Annotated in this window: 15 protein-coding genes; 7 read left to right on the forward strand and 8 right to left on the reverse strand. The window is 36.5% G+C overall.

Features of this window, described 5'->3' with window-relative positions; translation table 11 throughout:
* Positions 1–190: 190 nt before the first annotated feature.
* The 6 genes from metA to rne form a co-directional block, all read right to left on the reverse strand.
* On the reverse strand, positions 191–1,123 hold the full coding sequence (gene metA / locus ACGH47_RS10765) for a homoserine O-acetyltransferase MetA (RefSeq protein ID WP_267360665.1): 933 nt from the start codon (positions 1,121–1,123) through the stop codon (positions 191–193).
* A 221-nt stretch (positions 1,124–1,344) separates the two neighbouring features.
* Positions 1,345–2,157: an ATP-binding cassette domain-containing protein gene (locus ACGH47_RS10770; protein ID WP_220216008.1), complete on the reverse strand. Its 813-nt coding sequence runs from the start codon at positions 2,155–2,157 to the stop codon at positions 1,345–1,347.
* Between the two features lie 24 nt (positions 2,158–2,181).
* Complete coding sequence (gene sapD / locus ACGH47_RS10775) at positions 2,182–3,171, reverse strand: putrescine export ABC transporter ATP-binding protein SapD (protein ID WP_065559789.1); 990 nt, start codon at positions 3,169–3,171, stop codon at positions 2,182–2,184.
* A 2-nt stretch (positions 3,172–3,173) separates the two neighbouring features.
* Positions 3,174–4,034 carry an ABC transporter permease subunit gene (locus ACGH47_RS10780; protein WP_220216010.1) on the reverse strand — a complete coding sequence of 287 codons (861 nt, stop codon included), beginning with the start codon at positions 4,032–4,034 and terminating at the stop codon, positions 3,174–3,176.
* Positions 4,027–4,956 (reverse strand): ABC transporter permease subunit, encoded by a 930-nt coding sequence (locus ACGH47_RS10785; protein ID WP_411623394.1) that lies wholly within the window; start codon positions 4,954–4,956, stop codon positions 4,027–4,029. Before ACGH47_RS10785 ends, ACGH47_RS10780 begins: the two co-directional genes overlap by 8 nt.
* 85 nt (positions 4,957–5,041) lie before the next feature.
* Positions 5,042–7,732: a ribonuclease E gene (rne, locus tag ACGH47_RS10790; RefSeq protein ID WP_411623395.1), complete on the reverse strand. Its 2,691-nt coding sequence runs from the start codon at positions 7,730–7,732 to the stop codon at positions 5,042–5,044.
* 740 nt (positions 7,733–8,472) lie between these two features.
* On the opposite strand from rne, the gene syd reads away from it, so the two are divergent.
* Together syd and ACGH47_RS10800 are read left to right on the forward strand one after the other, a co-directional pair.
* Complete coding sequence (gene syd / locus ACGH47_RS10795; RefSeq protein ID WP_411590905.1) at positions 8,473–9,000, forward strand: SecY-interacting protein; 528 nt, start codon at positions 8,473–8,475, stop codon at positions 8,998–9,000.
* 136 nt (positions 9,001–9,136) lie between these two features.
* On the forward strand, positions 9,137–10,312 hold the full coding sequence (locus tag ACGH47_RS10800; protein WP_411597403.1) for an aromatic amino acid transaminase: 1,176 nt from the start codon (positions 9,137–9,139) through the stop codon (positions 10,310–10,312).
* 117 nt (positions 10,313–10,429) lie between these two features.
* Here the strand turns inward: ACGH47_RS10800 and ACGH47_RS10805 are convergent, their stop codons facing one another.
* A complete protein-coding gene (locus ACGH47_RS10805) occupies positions 10,430–11,566 on the reverse strand; it encodes an MFS transporter (protein WP_267349604.1) in 1,137 nt (378 codons plus the stop codon).
* A gap of 304 nt (positions 11,567–11,870) precedes the next feature.
* Here ACGH47_RS10805 and purB point away from each other — a divergent pair, with 304 nt between their 5' ends.
* From purB to ACGH47_RS10830, 5 genes are read left to right on the forward strand one after another with little or no spacing between them, the layout of a single operon-like run.
* Entirely contained in the window at positions 11,871–13,232 is a 1,362-nt protein-coding gene (gene purB / locus ACGH47_RS10810; protein ID WP_411623396.1) for an adenylosuccinate lyase, read from the forward strand.
* The gene (locus ACGH47_RS10815; RefSeq protein WP_411623397.1) at positions 13,229–13,753 is read left to right on the forward strand and encodes a GNAT family N-acetyltransferase; all 525 of its coding nucleotides are present in this window, start codon (positions 13,229–13,231) and stop codon (positions 13,751–13,753) included. The genes purB and ACGH47_RS10815 overlap by 4 nt, the downstream gene beginning before the upstream one ends.
* Positions 13,750–14,535, forward strand: coding sequence for an amino acid ABC transporter substrate-binding protein (locus tag ACGH47_RS10820; RefSeq protein WP_411623398.1), 786 nt, complete (start codon positions 13,750–13,752; stop codon positions 14,533–14,535). Before ACGH47_RS10815 ends, ACGH47_RS10820 begins: the two co-directional genes overlap by 4 nt.
* Positions 14,532–15,203: an amino acid ABC transporter permease gene (locus ACGH47_RS10825; RefSeq protein ID WP_220216019.1), complete on the forward strand. Its 672-nt coding sequence runs from the start codon at positions 14,532–14,534 to the stop codon at positions 15,201–15,203. The genes ACGH47_RS10820 and ACGH47_RS10825 overlap by 4 nt, the downstream gene beginning before the upstream one ends.
* Before the next feature lie 11 nt (positions 15,204–15,214).
* Entirely contained in the window at positions 15,215–15,967 is a 753-nt protein-coding gene (locus tag ACGH47_RS10830) for an amino acid ABC transporter ATP-binding protein (protein WP_411590898.1), read from the forward strand.
* A gap of 158 nt (positions 15,968–16,125) precedes the next feature.
* On the opposite strand, the gene ACGH47_RS10835 is transcribed toward ACGH47_RS10830, so the two are convergent.
* On the reverse strand, positions 16,126–17,487 hold the full coding sequence (locus ACGH47_RS10835) for an MmgE/PrpD family protein (RefSeq protein ID WP_411623399.1): 1,362 nt from the start codon (positions 17,485–17,487) through the stop codon (positions 16,126–16,128).
* Positions 17,488–17,596 lie beyond the last annotated feature (109 nt).

Raw genomic sequence — 17,596 nt, forward strand, 5'->3', positions numbered from 1 at the left:
TTTTCTTTTTTTGGAAACAAATACGCAATTTATTAGAAATAATTACCTGTTATTTTTTTAATCTCAACAAACAAATTTTAATTATAAATCATTAATCAAATGGTATTGCATAAGCAATAACCGATAAAAGTCAGAGTAATGAATTTATTTCTGGCTCTTTTAATCTAGGTATAATTTCTTTATGTTCGGTTTAATCATCAATTGTTAAATTGCGTGTCGTTAAATCAAATGGTGTTAATTGATAGACATAATAGTTAAGCCAATTGCTGAACAATAGATAAGCGTGACTACGCCATGTGGCTTTAGGGGTTAAGTCTGGATTATTATGAGGAAAATAATTTTCTGGGATAGTAGGCTGAATGCCAGCTTTAAGATCACGAAAATATTCATTGGCTAAAGTAAAAGAGTCATATTCAGGATGCCCAGTAACAAATGCCATCCGTTTATCTGCTGTTGCCATTAAATAAGGCCCAGTGATATCTGAATCTGCCAGTATTAAGAGATCAGTATAATTTTTTATTTTTTCTATCGGAAAATCTGCATACCGTGAATGCGGTGCTAAAAAAGAGTCATCGAATCCTCGGGTTAAAATGGCATTAGGTTGCAAAATCTGATGCTGATAAACCCCAGATAATTTATGTGATCGTGTAAATTTTGGTAAATCATATAATACATTCAATGCGGCTTGTACTGCCCAACACACAAACATGGTTGAAGTGACATGTTCTTTTGCCCATGTGATAATTTCAACTAATTTTGACCAATAGACTACATCCGTAAAGGCCACTTTTCCTAACGGTGCGCCAGTGATAATAAGCCCATCAAAATTTTGTTCACGTATATCGTCAAAATCACAATAGAAACTATTTAAATGCTCGACTGGTGTATTTTTCGATTCACGCTGATCAATACGTAATAGTTGAATATCGACTTGTAATGAGGAGTTAGAAAGTAGTCGTAAAAATTGGTTTTCTGTCTCTATTTTTTTAGGCATAAGATTAAGAAAGAGCAGTTTTAGCGGACGAATTTCTTGTGTATTTGCACGAGAAGATGTCATGATAAAAATATTTTCTTTACGAAGTACATCAACGGCTGGTAATGAATCAGGAATACAAATAGGCATAGCAAAAACTCCTAATAATCAACAATCTTTTAAAACTTAAAATAGACGTCTAGAAATCTGTATAGCTAAATATAAGATGTTTTAGATTATTTGTCGAGGTTTTTATTTTGATTAGCTAAATCCAATATCTCAAAGAAAATCATGATACTACTATATACGAATAACGTTAAATTCGCATTGGTCTTTTTTAGATTGGATAATTGACAACAGTAAGGGAAGAGTTAAAAAGCCCGTGTATCGGTGCGCCATGAGTCAGCGGTTAACGCTTCGCCAAAATAGCTATTAACGAGTTTTTGCGTGATATCACTAAGTGGCGAGGCTAACACTTCGGCGGTATTCCCGTATTCAACAAGTTCGCCTTTGTGCATCACTAAGATTTGATCACTGATATGCTTCATCATCCCTATATCTTGAGTCACATAGATATAAGAGATGTTATGCTCGGCTTGTAATGACAACATCAAATTAACAATCTGTGAACGCATCGAGATATCTAATGCGGCTAACGCTTCGTCTAAAATAATAACTTTAGGTTTTAGAATTAATGCTCTCGCTAGGGCGACCCGTTGTTTTTGCCCCGATGCCATCACCGCTGGATAATAAGAAGCATGTTCAGGCAGTAACCCAACTTGCTTTAATACGTCGCTTATCATTTTTTCACGTTCAAACGCATCGTAATGTGTATTGTGTTTGAGTGGAATTTCAAGCAATTGACCAATGCGAAGTCTTGGATCAAAAGAGCTTTCAACATGTTGAAAAATCATGCGAATAAGTTGACAACGGTAACTATAATCGCCGTATTCGACTTTTGTGCCATCAATCCAAATATCACCACTATCCGGTTTGACCATTCCAACTAACATTTTAGCTAATGTTGATTTGCCCGATCCATTTTGCCCAATAATAGCTAGAGTTTTTCCTTCATTGATCGAAAAAGATATTGGTTTAACAGCATCAATGTATAGATGCCCCAAAAATCCTTTAGGAATTTTAAATTGCTTTGACAAATTACGCACTTTTAAAATTGGGTTCATGGTTTAGTCCTGGTATTGATAATTTTACTCATCAGTATTTAAAGGAAAATGACAAGCAACAAAGTGATCTTTAATTTGGATTAATTCGGGTGCTTGAATACATTTTTTTTGTGCATAAGGACAACGTGGGCCCAATCGACAGCCAATAGGTAAATGTTCAAGTGACGGAATAACACCCGGTAAAGTATTTAACGGGCTTTTATGTGGCATTGCCTTACCAAAATCTGGAATGGCGTAAATGAGCGCCTGTGTATAAGGGTGATAAGGCGATTTTATTAAATCTTCGCTATCCGCCACTTCAACCGTCTGTCCACAATACAATACATTAATTCGATCTGTCCACCTTGTAATCATTTGCAAATCATGGCTAATAAGTAAAATCGTGGTGCCCATATTTTGATTCATGCTAGCCAGTAGCCTAAAAATTTGGGCTTCTGTCGTGGCTTCCATAGCATTAGTCGGCTCATCGGCAATGAGTAATTTAGGTTGATTGGCCAATGCAATGGCTATCATGACTTTTTGACATTCACCTTCTGTCAGTTCAAACGGATAAGACTTTAATATTTCTTTATGCTCTTTGATTCCAACCCGATGCAATAGTTCAATCGCACGATTTTTACGCCAAAATAGCCGTTGCCACCAATGACCTTTAAAGGTGCGTCTAGGTATTGCCTCGATCAGTTGTTGCCCAATTTTCATTGATGGATCTAAACATGATTGTGGTTCTTGGAATATCATGGAAATATTCGCACTAATAACTTTACGGCGTTGTTTAGGCGTAAGTTTTAATAAATCAATATTATTAAAATGAAAGCGATCTGCCGAAATTTTCCAATTGTGATTGGTGATCCCTAAAATCGCTTTGGCAATTAAGCTTTTACCAGAACCGGATTCGCCTACTAATCCTCGAATTTCACCTTCTGATAATCTAAGGTTAACCCGGTCGATAGCACGTAACAGACCGTCAGGAGTAATAAACTCAATCGTTAAATTACGAATATCTAACAATGCCATGATTAATGCCCTGCTCGTCGACCATTTAATCCAAAGTTTAATAAATAAACAAAGATAATGGTAGCTGAAACCGCAATTCCGGGGGATAAAAAGGCCAAGTAATTGGTACCAATAATGTCTTTCATTTTAAACATCATCATCCCTAAATCGGGTCTGGAGGTATCGTTAGCAAATCCTAAAAAGGTGATGCTGGTAATGGCTAAGATAATTGAACTAAATAACGATACAATTTCAGTTAAATAGACCGGCAGAATATTAGGCAAAATATAGTGATTTAAAATCGTTATTTTGGATAAACCATCAAGCCGATAAGCCGTGATATAAGTTTTATTCCACTCCTTAATCACTCGTTGATGGATATTGTATATAAATCGTGGTGAATAAGATAACCCAATGATTAACAACATATTGGTTATGTCATCTTCAAATAACATACTGACAACGATAACCCCCAATAGTGGCGGTACGACCATAAAAAATCGGAAAATCAATAAAATAAAAGATCGTAGAAATGGAATAAAGAACATTAAATAATTAATTAATCCTGCAATCACAACAACATAAAATACCGCTTTTAGTGTCATCGATAAGGTTGAGCGATAACCAATTAATAAGTAATCAAAGATATCTTGTCCTTTAGCATTGGTGCCTAAAATGTGATTAATATCGCCATTCATAAACCATGCTGGCGGTAAGGAACTTGCATAAATAGGATCTAAATGAGCATGAAAAAACCACTTTGTTGAAACAGCAACAAAGACAATTGCCATAATGCCATAAAAGCCAACAATTGAATAAAGATTACTATGTAGCTTATTAAAACATAATGCCACACTATTTAATAACCTTGTTACCTTAGACATGATGTTCCTTATGACGTAATGGATAAATAGCCACAGCGGTAATTTCGCCCAATAGTGTTAAAAAGCTTATCACCGTTCCACAAGCAAAAATAGCAATTGAGATAATAAAATAATTATGATGATGATAAGCACCCATGACCCATTGCCCTAAGCCAACACGGTTAAATAATATTCCGACAATCATTGTTGAAAACAACAATGTAGTCGTATTATAAGTCAATTGAGGAATAGTTGCTGGAATGGTATTGGGCAATAAATGTCGTCGCAAAATTTTTAAAGGTGACCTTTCTCGAATTGCAGCCATTTTTATGTAGTTCTGGCGTGAGGTATTTTTGACATTTTGGCTAATAAGCTGAATAGTTATAATGCTAGGCTGTATCGCAAGAATGATTATCGGCAGTTTCAAATATTGAAACTGCTCAATCAATAAATCTATTTTATTCTGTTTGTCAGACAGTAAAATCTCTAATAACGATGTACCAATAGCGGAGGAAGAGGTATCAAAATGTATTGATACAGACCAATTTGGAGAGACCCAAAACATAACAATCACAATTAGCATCACAATAGGACATGAATATAGTAATAAGCACCCTAACCGAATCGTGCTATTTAGCCAATTAATATTACTCAAACCTAAAAAGATACCCAACGGTAAACCAACAATTAGTGCTACCGCTAAGGCTAGAATACACAGTTCAATCGTCGCGGATAAAGTATAAAGAAACGAGACCTTTTCCCCTGAAGTTAATGTAAATTGTCCTTGCAATAATTGCCTAAAGAAAGAACTGTAAGCATCAACAATATGAAGATGATTAAACATAGAATGGGGCGAAAAATAGACAAGGCAAAAGCTGATCTGAGCCAAAATGCAGATAATTAATACAAAAGTGACTATTTTTTTCAAAATATAAATAATCATGTTTATCTTATCGCTTTTATTTGTCTAAGTAGGAACAGAAGTGGTCTGATGACCACTCTGTTTATAAATATCAGTTTTGAAACTATTATTCTGAAGGATAGGAAGGTTTACTTGCTTTAGCAAAGGCATGGTTTTGAGAGCTTAAACCGCCCGCTTCTCCTTTCCCTTCAAAGTGATAGTCTGATTCTTCCCGTAGTTTGAAACCAATTTCAGAATCTACATACTCTGGTGCAGGGGCTTTAGTCATTACTGACGAAGCGTGACCCGTAGCTTGAGACACATCAGTATTCACATCGCTATCATGACTTTCTTGTTCACTGTCTTTTGCAGCATCATAATCTTGAGTTGATGCAGAATTGATGGATCCATCATTCAAATCAGCTGTGTCAATTGTCGGTTCAGAACGGGCTTCTGTCACTTCATTTTTAACGATAACAGGTAATAAAAGTGAAGGAATAACAGGAACCACATTACTTGGTTCATCTTGTGTGATTTGACTATAATCAATCGCAACCCGACCTAATGCCAATTCAAGAGATGCAGCAGCAAATTGTAACGGCATAGGTGATTTTTTAAGATCGCCACTTCGTACCCGTCGTTTATTACGTTGTCCATTCATACGTAGATGTCTGGAAGTGCGTCGTTGACGTTTTGGTTGTGACTCTAAAACAGGTGTTGTCTCAGCCTGTTCAGGCACTATCACCGGTAATAATAACGATGGAATAACAACACGCTCTTCATTGACTTGAATCGGTGCTTCACTATTTTTCACACGTACGCTTTTTGTCAATGAACGTTGTTGACGTCTTGGTTTCACTTCTTTTTGTTTCGGTGTGACCACTTCATTACTATTCGCTGTTTTTTCAGCTTTAGTCGCGTTTACCGCATTCGCCGAATGACTATTATTTTGCTTAGTACGACGACTGTTACTACGAGTTGTCTCTTTCACGTCTTCTGTTGCTGCGCTGCTATTAGCATTTGCACCATTGCTATTGCGACTATTACGCTGACGGCGACTATTCGATCGATTATTTTCACGTCTTTTAGTCGGTTTTGGTTTAACTTCTGGTTCAGGTTCACTTTTTTCAGCAACAAATAATTTGCGTAACTTACTAAATAATCCACTGAACAAGCCCCCAGATTTTTCAACTTTAGGCTCGCTCTTTTCTTTCGATGTCGTGTTCGCTTCGACTTTTGGCCCTGATAATACCGCTTGTTCAACGATGATTTCAGCCGCTGCGTCTTCTTCCTCTTCTTCCAGTTCTCGGATTAATTTCGGTAAGTTATAACTCAGTACATCAGTCTCTTCGCCAACACGTTTACGAATCACTTTATAAAGTGGCGTTTCCATCTCTTCATCACCCACAATGACAATTTTTACATCAGGGTGCATCCTTTCAATATTATTAATCGCGCGACGTTTTTCATTTAATAAATAGCTGGCAATTGGCACTGGCACGATAACATCAATTTGGACTGTGTTATCTTTCATCGCTTCTTCTTGAATTAATCGAAGAATAGAAAGCGATAATGAATTATTATCACGAATCGTTCCCGTTCCTTGACAACGTGGACAAATGTGATGAGTCGCTTCACGCAAAGACGGACTTAATCGTTGGCGTGACATTTCAAGCAGACCAAATCGAGAAATTCGTGTTGTTTGAATACGTGCTCGGTCTGTTTTCATCGCCTCTTTTAAGCGATTTTCAACTTCACGTTGGTTACGAATTGGTGTCATATCGATAAAATCGATAACAATTAGACCACCTAAGTCACGTAAACGTAGTTGACGAGCAATTTCTTCAGCTGCCTCAAGATTAGTGTTAAAGGCCGTTTCTTCAATGTCACTACCCCGTATCGATTTAGCGGAGTTAATATCGATTGCTGTTAATGCTTCGGTCGCATCAATTACAATAGAACCGCCGGAAGGTAAACGCACTTCACGTTGAAACGCAGATTCAATTTGACCTTCAATTTGAAAATGGTTGAATAGAGGTACATCCCCCTCATAAAGTTTTAGTCGATTAACGTATTCAACACGCCCCAAATCAACTAATCGTTTTTTAGCGATCTCAAGGACTTTCGGATTATCGATTAATATATCACCCACATCATCACGTAAATAATCACGAAATGCTCGGGTAATAATATCACTTTCCTTGTGGATTAAACTTGGTGCTGGATGATTCTTAGCTTCATTTTGAATCGCTGCCCAATAATTGACTAACGCATCTAAATCTTGTTGTAACTCTTCTTGGCTTTTACCAACACCCGCCGTTCTGGCAATTACGCCCATGCCTTTAGGCTTTTCAATAGCGTCAATAATACGTTTTAAATCTGCACGATCTTCACCTTCAATTCGGCGAGACACACCACCAGCACGTGGATCATTGGGCATTAAAACTAAATAACTACCGGCAAGACTAATATAAGTCGTTAACGCAGCACCTTTTTTGCCTCGAATCTCTTTTTCAATTTGAATAAGAACTTCTTGACCTTCTTCAAGATGTTTAATGGTGCGACGACCGGTCATATTGGATGGAAAATAACTATCGGCAATCTCTTTTAATGGTAAAAAACCATCTCGCTCTCCACCATATGAAACAAAAGCCGCCTCTAAACTTGGATTGATTTTAGTAATTTTACCTTTATAGATATTGGCCTTTTTCTGCTCATGCCCAAGACTTTCGATATCTAAATCATATAAGCGTTGGCCATCAACAAGCGCAACTCGCAGCTCTTCTTGCTGGGTTGCATTGATTAGCATTCTTTTCATTATTCTACACTCTTCATTAATCTTAATTAATTGTAGGTAGAATCGTATTATTGATAAATGCTTATTTTAACAATGATAAAAAAAGTACTTAATTCGATATTTCTATACAGTGTGCATTATTTTATTTGTGTTATTTTTGTTATTATTTTATGTGACACCGATTTCACATTGACTACATTAAAATAATATTTTAGGGGGATAACCGCTAAATTCAAAAGTACAAATGACACGCCGAATTATTCCTAAATATATAATTTATTGATATTATTTCAATGGTTAATTTGCAAACCTTCATTTTATTGGTTCTAGCAAATAAACTAAATCTTTATATGATTGTTTAAAATAAACATATTATCTAATTATCTTGATTCTACTTACGCTATTTTGTTTTGACAAACTGTAATGTCTAACGCCATTGCTGCATTACAAGGATAAAAATATCCCCCCTTATTATTCACGTTTCGGCAAAGGATAGCAAGAAAATTAAACTTCATATTTCATCGATAGTTAGATTAATATTTTGAGTTATTTACAAATAATATTTATCATTTCAATAAAATCATATTAGATATATTAAAAATTTATATTAACCACACTAAAAAGCCAAAATTGCTTTACATTTTTTTCTCATTTTTAGAAAACAAAAAATGGGCACTTACTTAGTAGTACCTAAAGTAAGTTAATTTGTATAATAATGGACGAAATATAAAATAAATTCAAAAAAGAGACTTAACTTATTTATGAAATCACCCGAAAAAACAGCCTTACTTGATTTTACTTCTCGTTGGATGACTCAATTTGATTATGCCCCTAAAAGTGAAGAATTACATGCCATTCCTTCACCTTGTATACTAAAAACAGCGCAACTTGCAGTATATTGGCAACCTTTTTTATTAGAGCCGGCAAGAGATCTAACTATTGTAGAACAAGTCGTTAACATCAATCTGTGTCAAAGTGCTCATGTTTTTTATGGCACACAATATGCCGGAAATATAAGCGCAAACTTTGCTGATACTCATTTAGTATTACTACAAGCATGGAATGATGACGATTTCTCAAATTTAGAGCAAAACTTAATTGCCCATTTGTCGCAACAAAAAAGATTAAAACGAATACCAACTATTTTTATTGCCTCTACCGATGAAAGTACCGAAATTATCGCCATAAATAATTTAACTGGCGAAGTGGTTAAAGAAGATCTCATTAGTGGAGAACTGACAATATTAGCTGAAAATTTAACATCATTTTTTAATAATCTTTCAATTTAATGTAAAAAAATAATTCATAACAATTAACAAGATTATCGTCTAAACATTTATTCACAAATTGTCTGTATCGAAATTGTGTATTATAAAATATTATGTATATAATGCGATGAAAGTGATTAGACGAAATAGGTGAATTATGTTTGAAAGTTTAACAGCAGCACCGGCCGACCCGATACTTGGATTAGCCGATCTTTATAATAAAGATGAACGCACCAGTAAGATTAATTTAAGTGTCGGTGTCTATAAAGATGAAACCACCCAAACACCTATTTTAGAAAGCGTCAAAAAAGCCGAACAATTTTTATTAAATAACGAAACCACAAAAAGTTACTTATCCATTGACGGAATCAAAGAATTTAATATCGCCACACAAATCTTATTATTTGGTAACGAAAATGAACGAGCCAGAACGGCACAAGCTCCTGGAGGCACAGGCGCTTTACGAATCATGGCCGATTTTTTAGCTCGCCGAACCAAAGTAAAACGTATTTGGGTCAGTAATCCTTCATGGCCAAATCATCGAAGTGTCTTCCAAACTGCTGGTCTTGAAGTGCGAGAATACCGTTATTATGATGCACAAACCCATAGCTTAGACTTTGATGGATTGATGCAAGATTTAAGTAAAATTGCAGCAGGTGAGGCGGTACTTTTTCACGGTTGCTGTCACAATCCAACCGGTATCGATCCAACTCCTGAACAATGGCAAGCCATTTCAGATTTAGCCTTAAAAAATGGTTGGTTACCGTTGTTTGATTTAGCTTATCAAGGATTTGGACAAGGTATAGAAGAAGATGTGTATGGATTACGACTATTCACCGATCATCACCCAGAATTATTAATTGCTAGCTCATACTCTAAAAACTTTGGGCTATATAATGAACGAGTTGGTGCTTTTACCTTAATCGCTGCGGATACGGAGATTGCGGATCGGGCTTTTAGCCAAGTTAAAACCATTATTCGTGCCAATTATTCTAATCCACCCGCTCACGGCGCCAAAATTGTATCTTATATTTTAAATAACAAGGAATTAAAAGAAGAGTGGATCGATGAATTGACAAGTATGCGTCAACGTATTCATCGTATGCGCCAATTATTTGTCAAAACATTACAAGATAAAGGTGCAAATCAAGATTTTAGCTTCATCGCTAAACAAAACGGCATGTTTTCTTTCAGTGGATTAACAGAACAACAAGTACTGAAACTGCGTAACGACTACGGTATTTACATTGTGAACTCGGGAAGAATCAATGTCGCTGGCATGACCCTTGATAATATGTCACGCCTGTGTGAATCGATAGTTGAAGTGTTATAAACCTATTTTGTGATGTCAATTTTTAGGCATTATTGTTGATTAACTGTTGTGTTAGTTTGATAAAGACAGCATGAGGGATTGATAATCAATCCCTCTGCATATTAAGGATATCACGACTTATCTGGTAAATTTTTTAAATAATAAACAGGCAAATACAATATCTAACACACACAGTGAAATCAGCACTAAAAACGAGCCTAAAACACCGCTTGAATCTAATCCTAAACTAAACAGATACGGATAGCCAAACACGCCAATAAAGTAGCTTAAACTAAAAATAGTTAAATAAATACTCCGCTTTTCAGCATCGATATCTTTAACCATTTGAGTTTGAATTAACGGATAAACCAAACCATAACTTATGCCTAATAATGATGACGGTACAATATAAAAAATATTATTTGTCGTAACCAAAAACAGACACAAAGCGATCAACATAATGAATAACAAGCCGATCATGGCTAACTGCTGTGACAGTTTTAAAATAAATTTAGCCAGATAGAATCGGGCAAATAATAATGAAAAAGTATAAGAAATATAAAATATCGAAAAGTTTAAATTCTTCTCTTTCGCAAACACAAATTGAAAGTTCATCATTGAAATGTAAATACAGGCGCCTAAAAAAACCATTATCAACGGAATGACCGCATTTGAAGTAACAATGGTTTTCATTACTGGCAAAATCGATAATTTACTGCTATTTTGCTCATTGGATAAGGTTACATTAAAAAATATCCCACCGGCTAACAAACTCAACAACACAGCAAACATAAACATATATTCAATAGCAATATTATAATCGAGCAGTGTTTTGACTATCACTGGCGATAATCCGGCACCTAACATATTAAATGCCGAAATAAACATAAAATGACGACTTAATTCGGCAGTATTACTGGTTGACGACACCATAATCGGCCCCAACGTATAAATAATCCCCCACCCTGCACCAAGCAACAAACCTGCAATATAAAGAAAAACACCACCTGTATACAAAATCAATGCGATAGCAAAGGCATAAATTAACGCCCCCATTGCAGCAATAACATTAGTAGAAACAGATTTCAACACATAAGGAATCGACAAAATCGACGCCACCACCCCAATGATCCCCATTGAAATAATTTCACTCGACATCACCAACGAAAGCTTTAAAGTGTCGGTTAAAAATAACGGCAGCGTTAACATCACGCCATAGGCAAAAGAGGTTAAAAAAGAGCCTAAGCAGACTAATTTAAATAATTTGTTATTCATCACTATTTATTCCTTTTTATTAAGCAGGCTCACGTTGTCCCCACGATGATAACATTAAAGAGATCAAGTATCGTGCATAATACGAATAAAAAATAAGAAATTTTGAAAAAATTCCCCTAGTTGAGTCTATTCATCAAAACAAAATAAACATTCAACAATTAACTTCCTCTATCACCCGTGATCAAAACCCAACAACCTTAATTCTTTTTAGTTATATCCATAGTCCAAGAGGATATTAGACGCTGTTTGAATAATCTTTAATAATTGAATAATAAAACATTAATTAATCTTTGAGGATATTTCGGTGGCGTCACATGTTATTGATTATTTGATTTTAGGTAATAATTTTAGTACCAGTGAAATGCGAGCGATATGGTCAGAACAAAATCGCTTAGAAAAGCAAGTTGCTGTAGAAGTCGCACTAGCAAAAGCACAAGGTGAACTAGGTGTCATTCCTTGCGATGCCGCTGATGCAATCGTTGCTAAAGCCGATGCTTCGAAACTGTCCATTGAACAAATTGCCAAACAAGCTGCAAAAGCCAAGCACTCTTTAATGTCAACGATCAATGCGCTACAAGATCAAGTTGGCGATGCCGGTCAATTTATTCATTATGGTGCAACCACGCAAGATATTGTCGATACGGCAACCGTTTTACAACTTAAGCAATCATTTGCCATTATTGAACGTGACACCAAACTGGTGGCATGTGAATTAAAAAAGTTAGCCAAACAGTATCAATATTTACCTATGGTTGGACGCACTCATGGTATGCAGGCACTTCCTACTACTTTTGGGTTCAAACTTGCCGTTTGGTTGGATGAGTTTGTTCGCCATTTACAGCGGTTAAGTGAAATTAAACAGCGGGTTTTAGTGGGTAATATCAGTGGTGCAATTTGTACTTATGCCGCCATGGGCGAATTAGGGGTACAAGTTGAAGCCAGAACATTAACTTTATTAGACCTCAATACACCCAACATTGGTTGGCAAGCTGCACGTGATCGGTTTTCCGAATATGCATCCGTCATTGGATTAATCAGTGGGACGCTGGGTAAAATGGGTAATGAGTTTTATAACTTAATGCGCACTGAAATTAACGAAGTTGAAGAGCCCTTTTCTGACGGAAAAATCGGTTCAACCACTATGCCTCATAAGCGAAATCCAGCCGCATTAGAAGGCTTAGCTAGCTTAACCGCACCATTATTAAAAAGTGTCGCTTTAATTCATGAATCCATGAAAGTTGAACATGAGCGAGACGCCATGAGTTGGCGAGCGGAATGGATAGCGCTTCCTGAAATTAATCTCTACCTTTCTTCACAACTTCAAACGGCATTAGCTGTACTACAAGGGGTAAAAGTCAATGCTGAACGCATGTTAACTAACTTAACCTTACAAAATGGTTTACTGCTGTCTGAAAAAGTGATGTTTGAAATAGGCAAGCGATTAGGCAAACAGACCGCTCATCGTTTGGTTTATCAAAGCGCCATGCAAGCTTTTGAGCAAAATAAAACCTTTAAAGCAGTGTTATTAGCTGATCCTATCTTGAATAAAGAGTTTACCGAAGATGAACTCGATAGTTGGTTAGAACCCGTTAATTATGTTGGTTTAGCGCCTGAAAAAGTGGAACAAGTAATCCGGTATGCTGATCAAAGTGGAGTCTTAGTATGACGTTCCGCCTAATGACGCAAAATGATATCCCAGCTTATCAAACGCTATTGCATAATGCTTATCAAGCAACCCTACAACTTGGTATCCATTTTGCTGCTGCGACAGTTAATCAAACACAAATTGCCGATCATATTGAATCAAATGCTGTTTATCTCTATGAAAAACAGGGTAAATTAATTTCAACATTAACGATTCGTTTTCCATGGGGCAATAATCCCGGGCCTTATGGATTACCGCATTTAGGTTGGTTTGCCACTGACCCACAATATAAAGGTCAAGGCTACGGTCATGCGTTATGGGATTTTGTTGAACAACAAATCTTAATTAAACAATTAAGACTTCCTGCGGCGACATTAGGAACAGCCGCAAATCATCCATGGTTAGCCACACTTTACATCAACAAAGGTTATAAACCTATTGGGCAAGCCGATTTAACCCCTGATCATACCACACTCTATTTTGAAAAAATTTTTAATCATAAAAACTACACTGAATGGAAAAAAAGGAATCACAAACAATGAAAACAATCAGAACTATTTTCTCTGCGATACTACTCGCCAGTTTAACATTATTATGCGGATGCGATACAAATAGCCAAGATTCGACCACAAAGCAGCCGATCATAAGAGTCGGTTCAACCGGTCAAAGTTATCCAAATGGTTATAAACAACAAGATAAATTAATCGGATTTGATGTTGAACTGACAGAAGCCATTGCCAATGAACTGGGTTATCAAGTCGAATGGGTAGTTGCTGAATTTGGAGGATTAATGGGACAGTTTGATTCTGGACGTTTAGATACCATTGCCAATGCCGTTGCAATCACACCTGCTCGCCAAGCTAAGTATGATTTTTCTCAGCCATATAGTTTTTACGGTAGCCAGATCGTTACCCATCAAGAAAATAACGATATTAATACGTTATCTGATTTTAAAGGTAAAACCATTGCTGGAGTGTTAGGTTCAAATCATATCAATAATTTGAAAAAAGCCTTTCCAAATAATGAAGTGACGATTAAAACTTACGAAACCCGTGACGGAGCCATGTATGATACCGAATATCAACGGGTTGAAGGTTATGTTAATTCAAAACCCATCTTACTGGCTGAAATCAAACGTAAAAATCTTCCATTTAAATTAGTAGGCGAGCCAATAACGATTGAGCAAGTTGCTTTTCCATTTAGTAAAGATGAAAAAGGTCAAGCATTACGTCAAAAGTTTAATCAAGCTTTGGACAAGTTACGTAACAACGGCACGTTAAAAAACCTTTCGATTAAATATTTTGGTGAAGATATTACCTCATGAACTTTAATGTAAACTATTTTTTAAGTGTGTTTCCTCAGATATTACCGTATCTACCGGTCACACTTTTTATTGCAGTTGTCTCAATTTTATTTGCTATGGTGTTAGGTCTGACTATCGCATTGTTACGTAACAATAAAATCATCATTGTTGACGCAATTTTTTCGCTGTTTATTTCGCTATTTCGTGGGATTCCCTCGGTCGTATTGCTCTTTATTATTTATTACGGTTTACCGCAGATCTTTCCTGTATTAAAGCACATGGGAGCAACAACCGCCGCTATTGTCTGCTTTAGCTTAAAATATTCTGCTTATCTAGCCGAAATTTTCCGTGCTGGTCTGGCGTCAGTCGACCCAGGACAAAAAGAGGCAGGACTAACCTCGGGACTAAGCACGATTCAGGTTTACCGAAACATTATTTTGCCACAAGCATTGGTTAATGCTTTGCCTAATACCGGTAACATGTTTATTTCATTACTCAAAGACTCGTCTGTCGCTTTTTTTGTTGGCGTACAAGAACTGCTAGCAGCAGGCAAAATGCTAACGGCGAGCTCCTTCCTCTATTTTGAAACCTATTTAGCGGTCGGCATTGTTTATTGGCTAACGGTTGTTGCTTATTCATGGCTACAAAAACAGTTAGAACGTAAATTAAGCAAACCGTATTACCGTTAAGGAGCAAGCTCATGATTTCTGTATCACATCTGTCTAAACGGTTTGGTCATCATCAAGTATTAAAAGAGATAAATCTTCATGTAAAACAAGGTGAAGTTGTCGCCATTATTGGACCTTCAGGCTCAGGTAAATCCACGTTATTACGTTGTCTGAATTTATTAGAAAAACTCAATACGGGTACAATTCGAATAGGTGATGTCATTCTGGATAGTGAACATTATCGCCATAAAGAAGAAGTCCAATTACGCAAACAATCAGCGATGGTATTTCAACACTATAATTTATTTAAAAACAAAACGGCGTTAGAGAACATTACTTATCCCTTGATTCTGGGTAAAAAGATCAATAAAAACGAAGCCAAACAACAAGCATTAACGCTACTAAAACGGGTTGGCATGTTACCTTATGCTGACCAATACCCCATAACTTTATCCGGTGGGCAACAACAACGGGTGGCTATTGCCAGAGCATTGGCGGTTAGACCTAAAGTTCTACTATTTGATGAACCGACATCGGCACTCGATCCTGAGCGTGTACACGAGGTGCTTCAAGTCATGTTACAACTTGCCAAAGAAAATATCACGATGATCATTGTTACTCACGAAATGGAATTTGCTAAATATGTCGCTGACCGAATCATTTTTATGGCAAATGGCGTCATTGTAGAAGAAGGCTATGCTAAAACTCTTATCGATCATCCACAAAACGAGTTAACTCAACGTTTTTTGCGTCAACTAACCGATGATATTAATTTCGAAATTTAATAAAGAAAAAAACGTTCGCTCACTAAATGCTTATATCAAGACAAGAAATTGGGGGATTTTGCATCGTTCCCCCCTATTTAGAATTCACGCAAAATTAAAAAAACACCTTATTAACAAGCTTCAACTTTCATTCTTTTAAGTGAATCCAGACTTTTCTACTATAACTGAACAATATAACGCTTTATAAAATTGCTGACATCTAACCCTTTTGCAAATGCTTGGATATCCTGTCTTAGCGCTATTGCAGTTGATTGATCATCAATAGCGTTTATGAGTTTTGCTGTCATTTCATTTTGACTGTATGGATTCTTTGGTGATCCTTTGGGAAGGTCGATGCGCTGGCTGATTTTTTGACCGTTATTAAGTAATATCTCAACCACCACATAACGACCGTTATAAGCTTGAGGATGTGGTGCAAGGGTGATGTGATAACTGCGTTGCATTTTTTGCATCAGTTGTTGAATATTGTCAGCGATTGGCGTTGCCGAAAATGCTTTAAAATCAGTGGGTAAACCTAATAAAATTAAGGCCAAAATATATTCAGCTGAAAAGCGCCCTTGCTCAGCAAGCGTTGGCTGTTGATAAATTAATGCAGCATCACTCTTAGGTGGCGCAAAGTAAAGGGTAATGTTAGCCACATTCTCAACACGAAATTGCGGATGTTGAGAAAGTAATTGTCCTGCATCCGCGATATAGGCTCCAGCGGAACAAAAACTATAAGTTTTAAACCACAATCCAGGGTCAATTATCTTCCAAGGCTTTGCCCAACTGGTTAAATTCAACGCCGTATTCCCTTGTCCATACATGGCGAGAAATCCTAAATTTTCATCTAAAAAATTTTGATCTGCTTGTAGCCCTGCTCTTAACCAATCAACAGTTTGGATAGCATGTTGCGCTGCCAGTCCTGCATGTAAAAATTTTATGGGTGTGCCCATTAACAAGCGCATACCCGAAGCTTGGGTTGCTGCAAGTGCTAATGCTTGCGATAAAAAAGGTTCATTATACAAATAACAAATTGCAGCTGTGGCTGCTATGCCACCAAGCGTAATAGTGGCATGCCATCCTTTTTCATAATGTTGTGGATTGACGCTTTTACCCAGCAACGCCATGACTTCAATACCAATAACATAAGCCGTTAAAAATCGCCGTCCATCAATCTGGAATGGCATATGATCTAATCGAATACTGGCAAACAGTGCCGATAAAATCACCGCTGAAGGATGGCCTCGTATATCTGAATGAACATCATCATAATCTAAACAGTGGGCTTGAAAGCCATTGAATAATGCCGCTTGACGTGGTGTAGCTAACTTTTTTTGACCAATCAGCCAAGACCGCTCATGCCCGCCTTCTTCTTTTATCCAAGCGAGTAATCTTTGAACATTCATATCCTGACGAGCTTGTAAACAACATGCAAAATAATCGACGATGCCATTCATCGCATTATTAATAACAGTCGAATCACTAAGAATAGGCGTATTTTTAACTAACAAGCATAATTGTTGGTTTAAGTTCATCATATATTCACTCATCAAACTATCATAAATAGGCTTGACCAAAATAGCGTAAAATCAGCGTTAAGTTAAAGATTATCTAGTTATATTTTAATAACTAAACTTAATACTATTG

The sequence above is a fragment of the Gilliamella sp. CG16 genome (assembly GCF_046635785.1).
Taxonomy (GTDB): Bacteria; Pseudomonadota; Gammaproteobacteria; order Enterobacterales; family Orbaceae; genus Gilliamella; species Gilliamella apicola_I.

Coding starts and splice junctions, on each gene's coding strand:
- metA (WP_267360665.1), bottom strand. CDS start 1,123: ATGCCTATTTGTATTCCTGATTCATTACCAGCCGTTGATGTACTTCGT.
- ACGH47_RS10770 (WP_220216008.1), bottom strand. CDS start 2,157: ATGAACCCAATTTTAAAAGTGCGTAATTTGTCAAAGCAATTTAAAATT.
- sapD (WP_065559789.1), bottom strand. CDS start 3,171: ATGGCATTGTTAGATATTCGTAATTTAACGATTGAGTTTATTACTCCT.
- ACGH47_RS10780 (WP_220216010.1), bottom strand. CDS start 4,034: ATGTCTAAGGTAACAAGGTTATTAAATAGTGTGGCATTATGTTTTAAT.
- ACGH47_RS10785 (WP_411623394.1), bottom strand. CDS start 4,956: ATGATTATTTATATTTTGAAAAAAATAGTCACTTTTGTATTAATTATC.
- rne (WP_411623395.1), bottom strand. CDS start 7,732: ATGAAAAGAATGCTAATCAATGCAACCCAGCAAGAAGAGCTGCGAGTT.
- syd (WP_411590905.1), top strand. CDS start 8,473: ATGAAATCACCCGAAAAAACAGCCTTACTTGATTTTACTTCTCGTTGG.
- ACGH47_RS10800 (WP_411597403.1), top strand. CDS start 9,137: ATGTTTGAAAGTTTAACAGCAGCACCGGCCGACCCGATACTTGGATTA.
- ACGH47_RS10805 (WP_267349604.1), bottom strand. CDS start 11,566: ATGAATAACAAATTATTTAAATTAGTCTGCTTAGGCTCTTTTTTAACC.
- ACGH47_RS10815 (WP_411623397.1), top strand. CDS start 13,229: ATGACGTTCCGCCTAATGACGCAAAATGATATCCCAGCTTATCAAACG.
- ACGH47_RS10820 (WP_411623398.1), top strand. CDS start 13,750: ATGAAAACAATCAGAACTATTTTCTCTGCGATACTACTCGCCAGTTTA.
- ACGH47_RS10825 (WP_220216019.1), top strand. CDS start 14,532: ATGAACTTTAATGTAAACTATTTTTTAAGTGTGTTTCCTCAGATATTA.
- ACGH47_RS10830 (WP_411590898.1), top strand. CDS start 15,215: ATGATTTCTGTATCACATCTGTCTAAACGGTTTGGTCATCATCAAGTA.
- ACGH47_RS10835 (WP_411623399.1), bottom strand. CDS start 17,487: ATGATGAACTTAAACCAACAATTATGCTTGTTAGTTAAAAATACGCCT.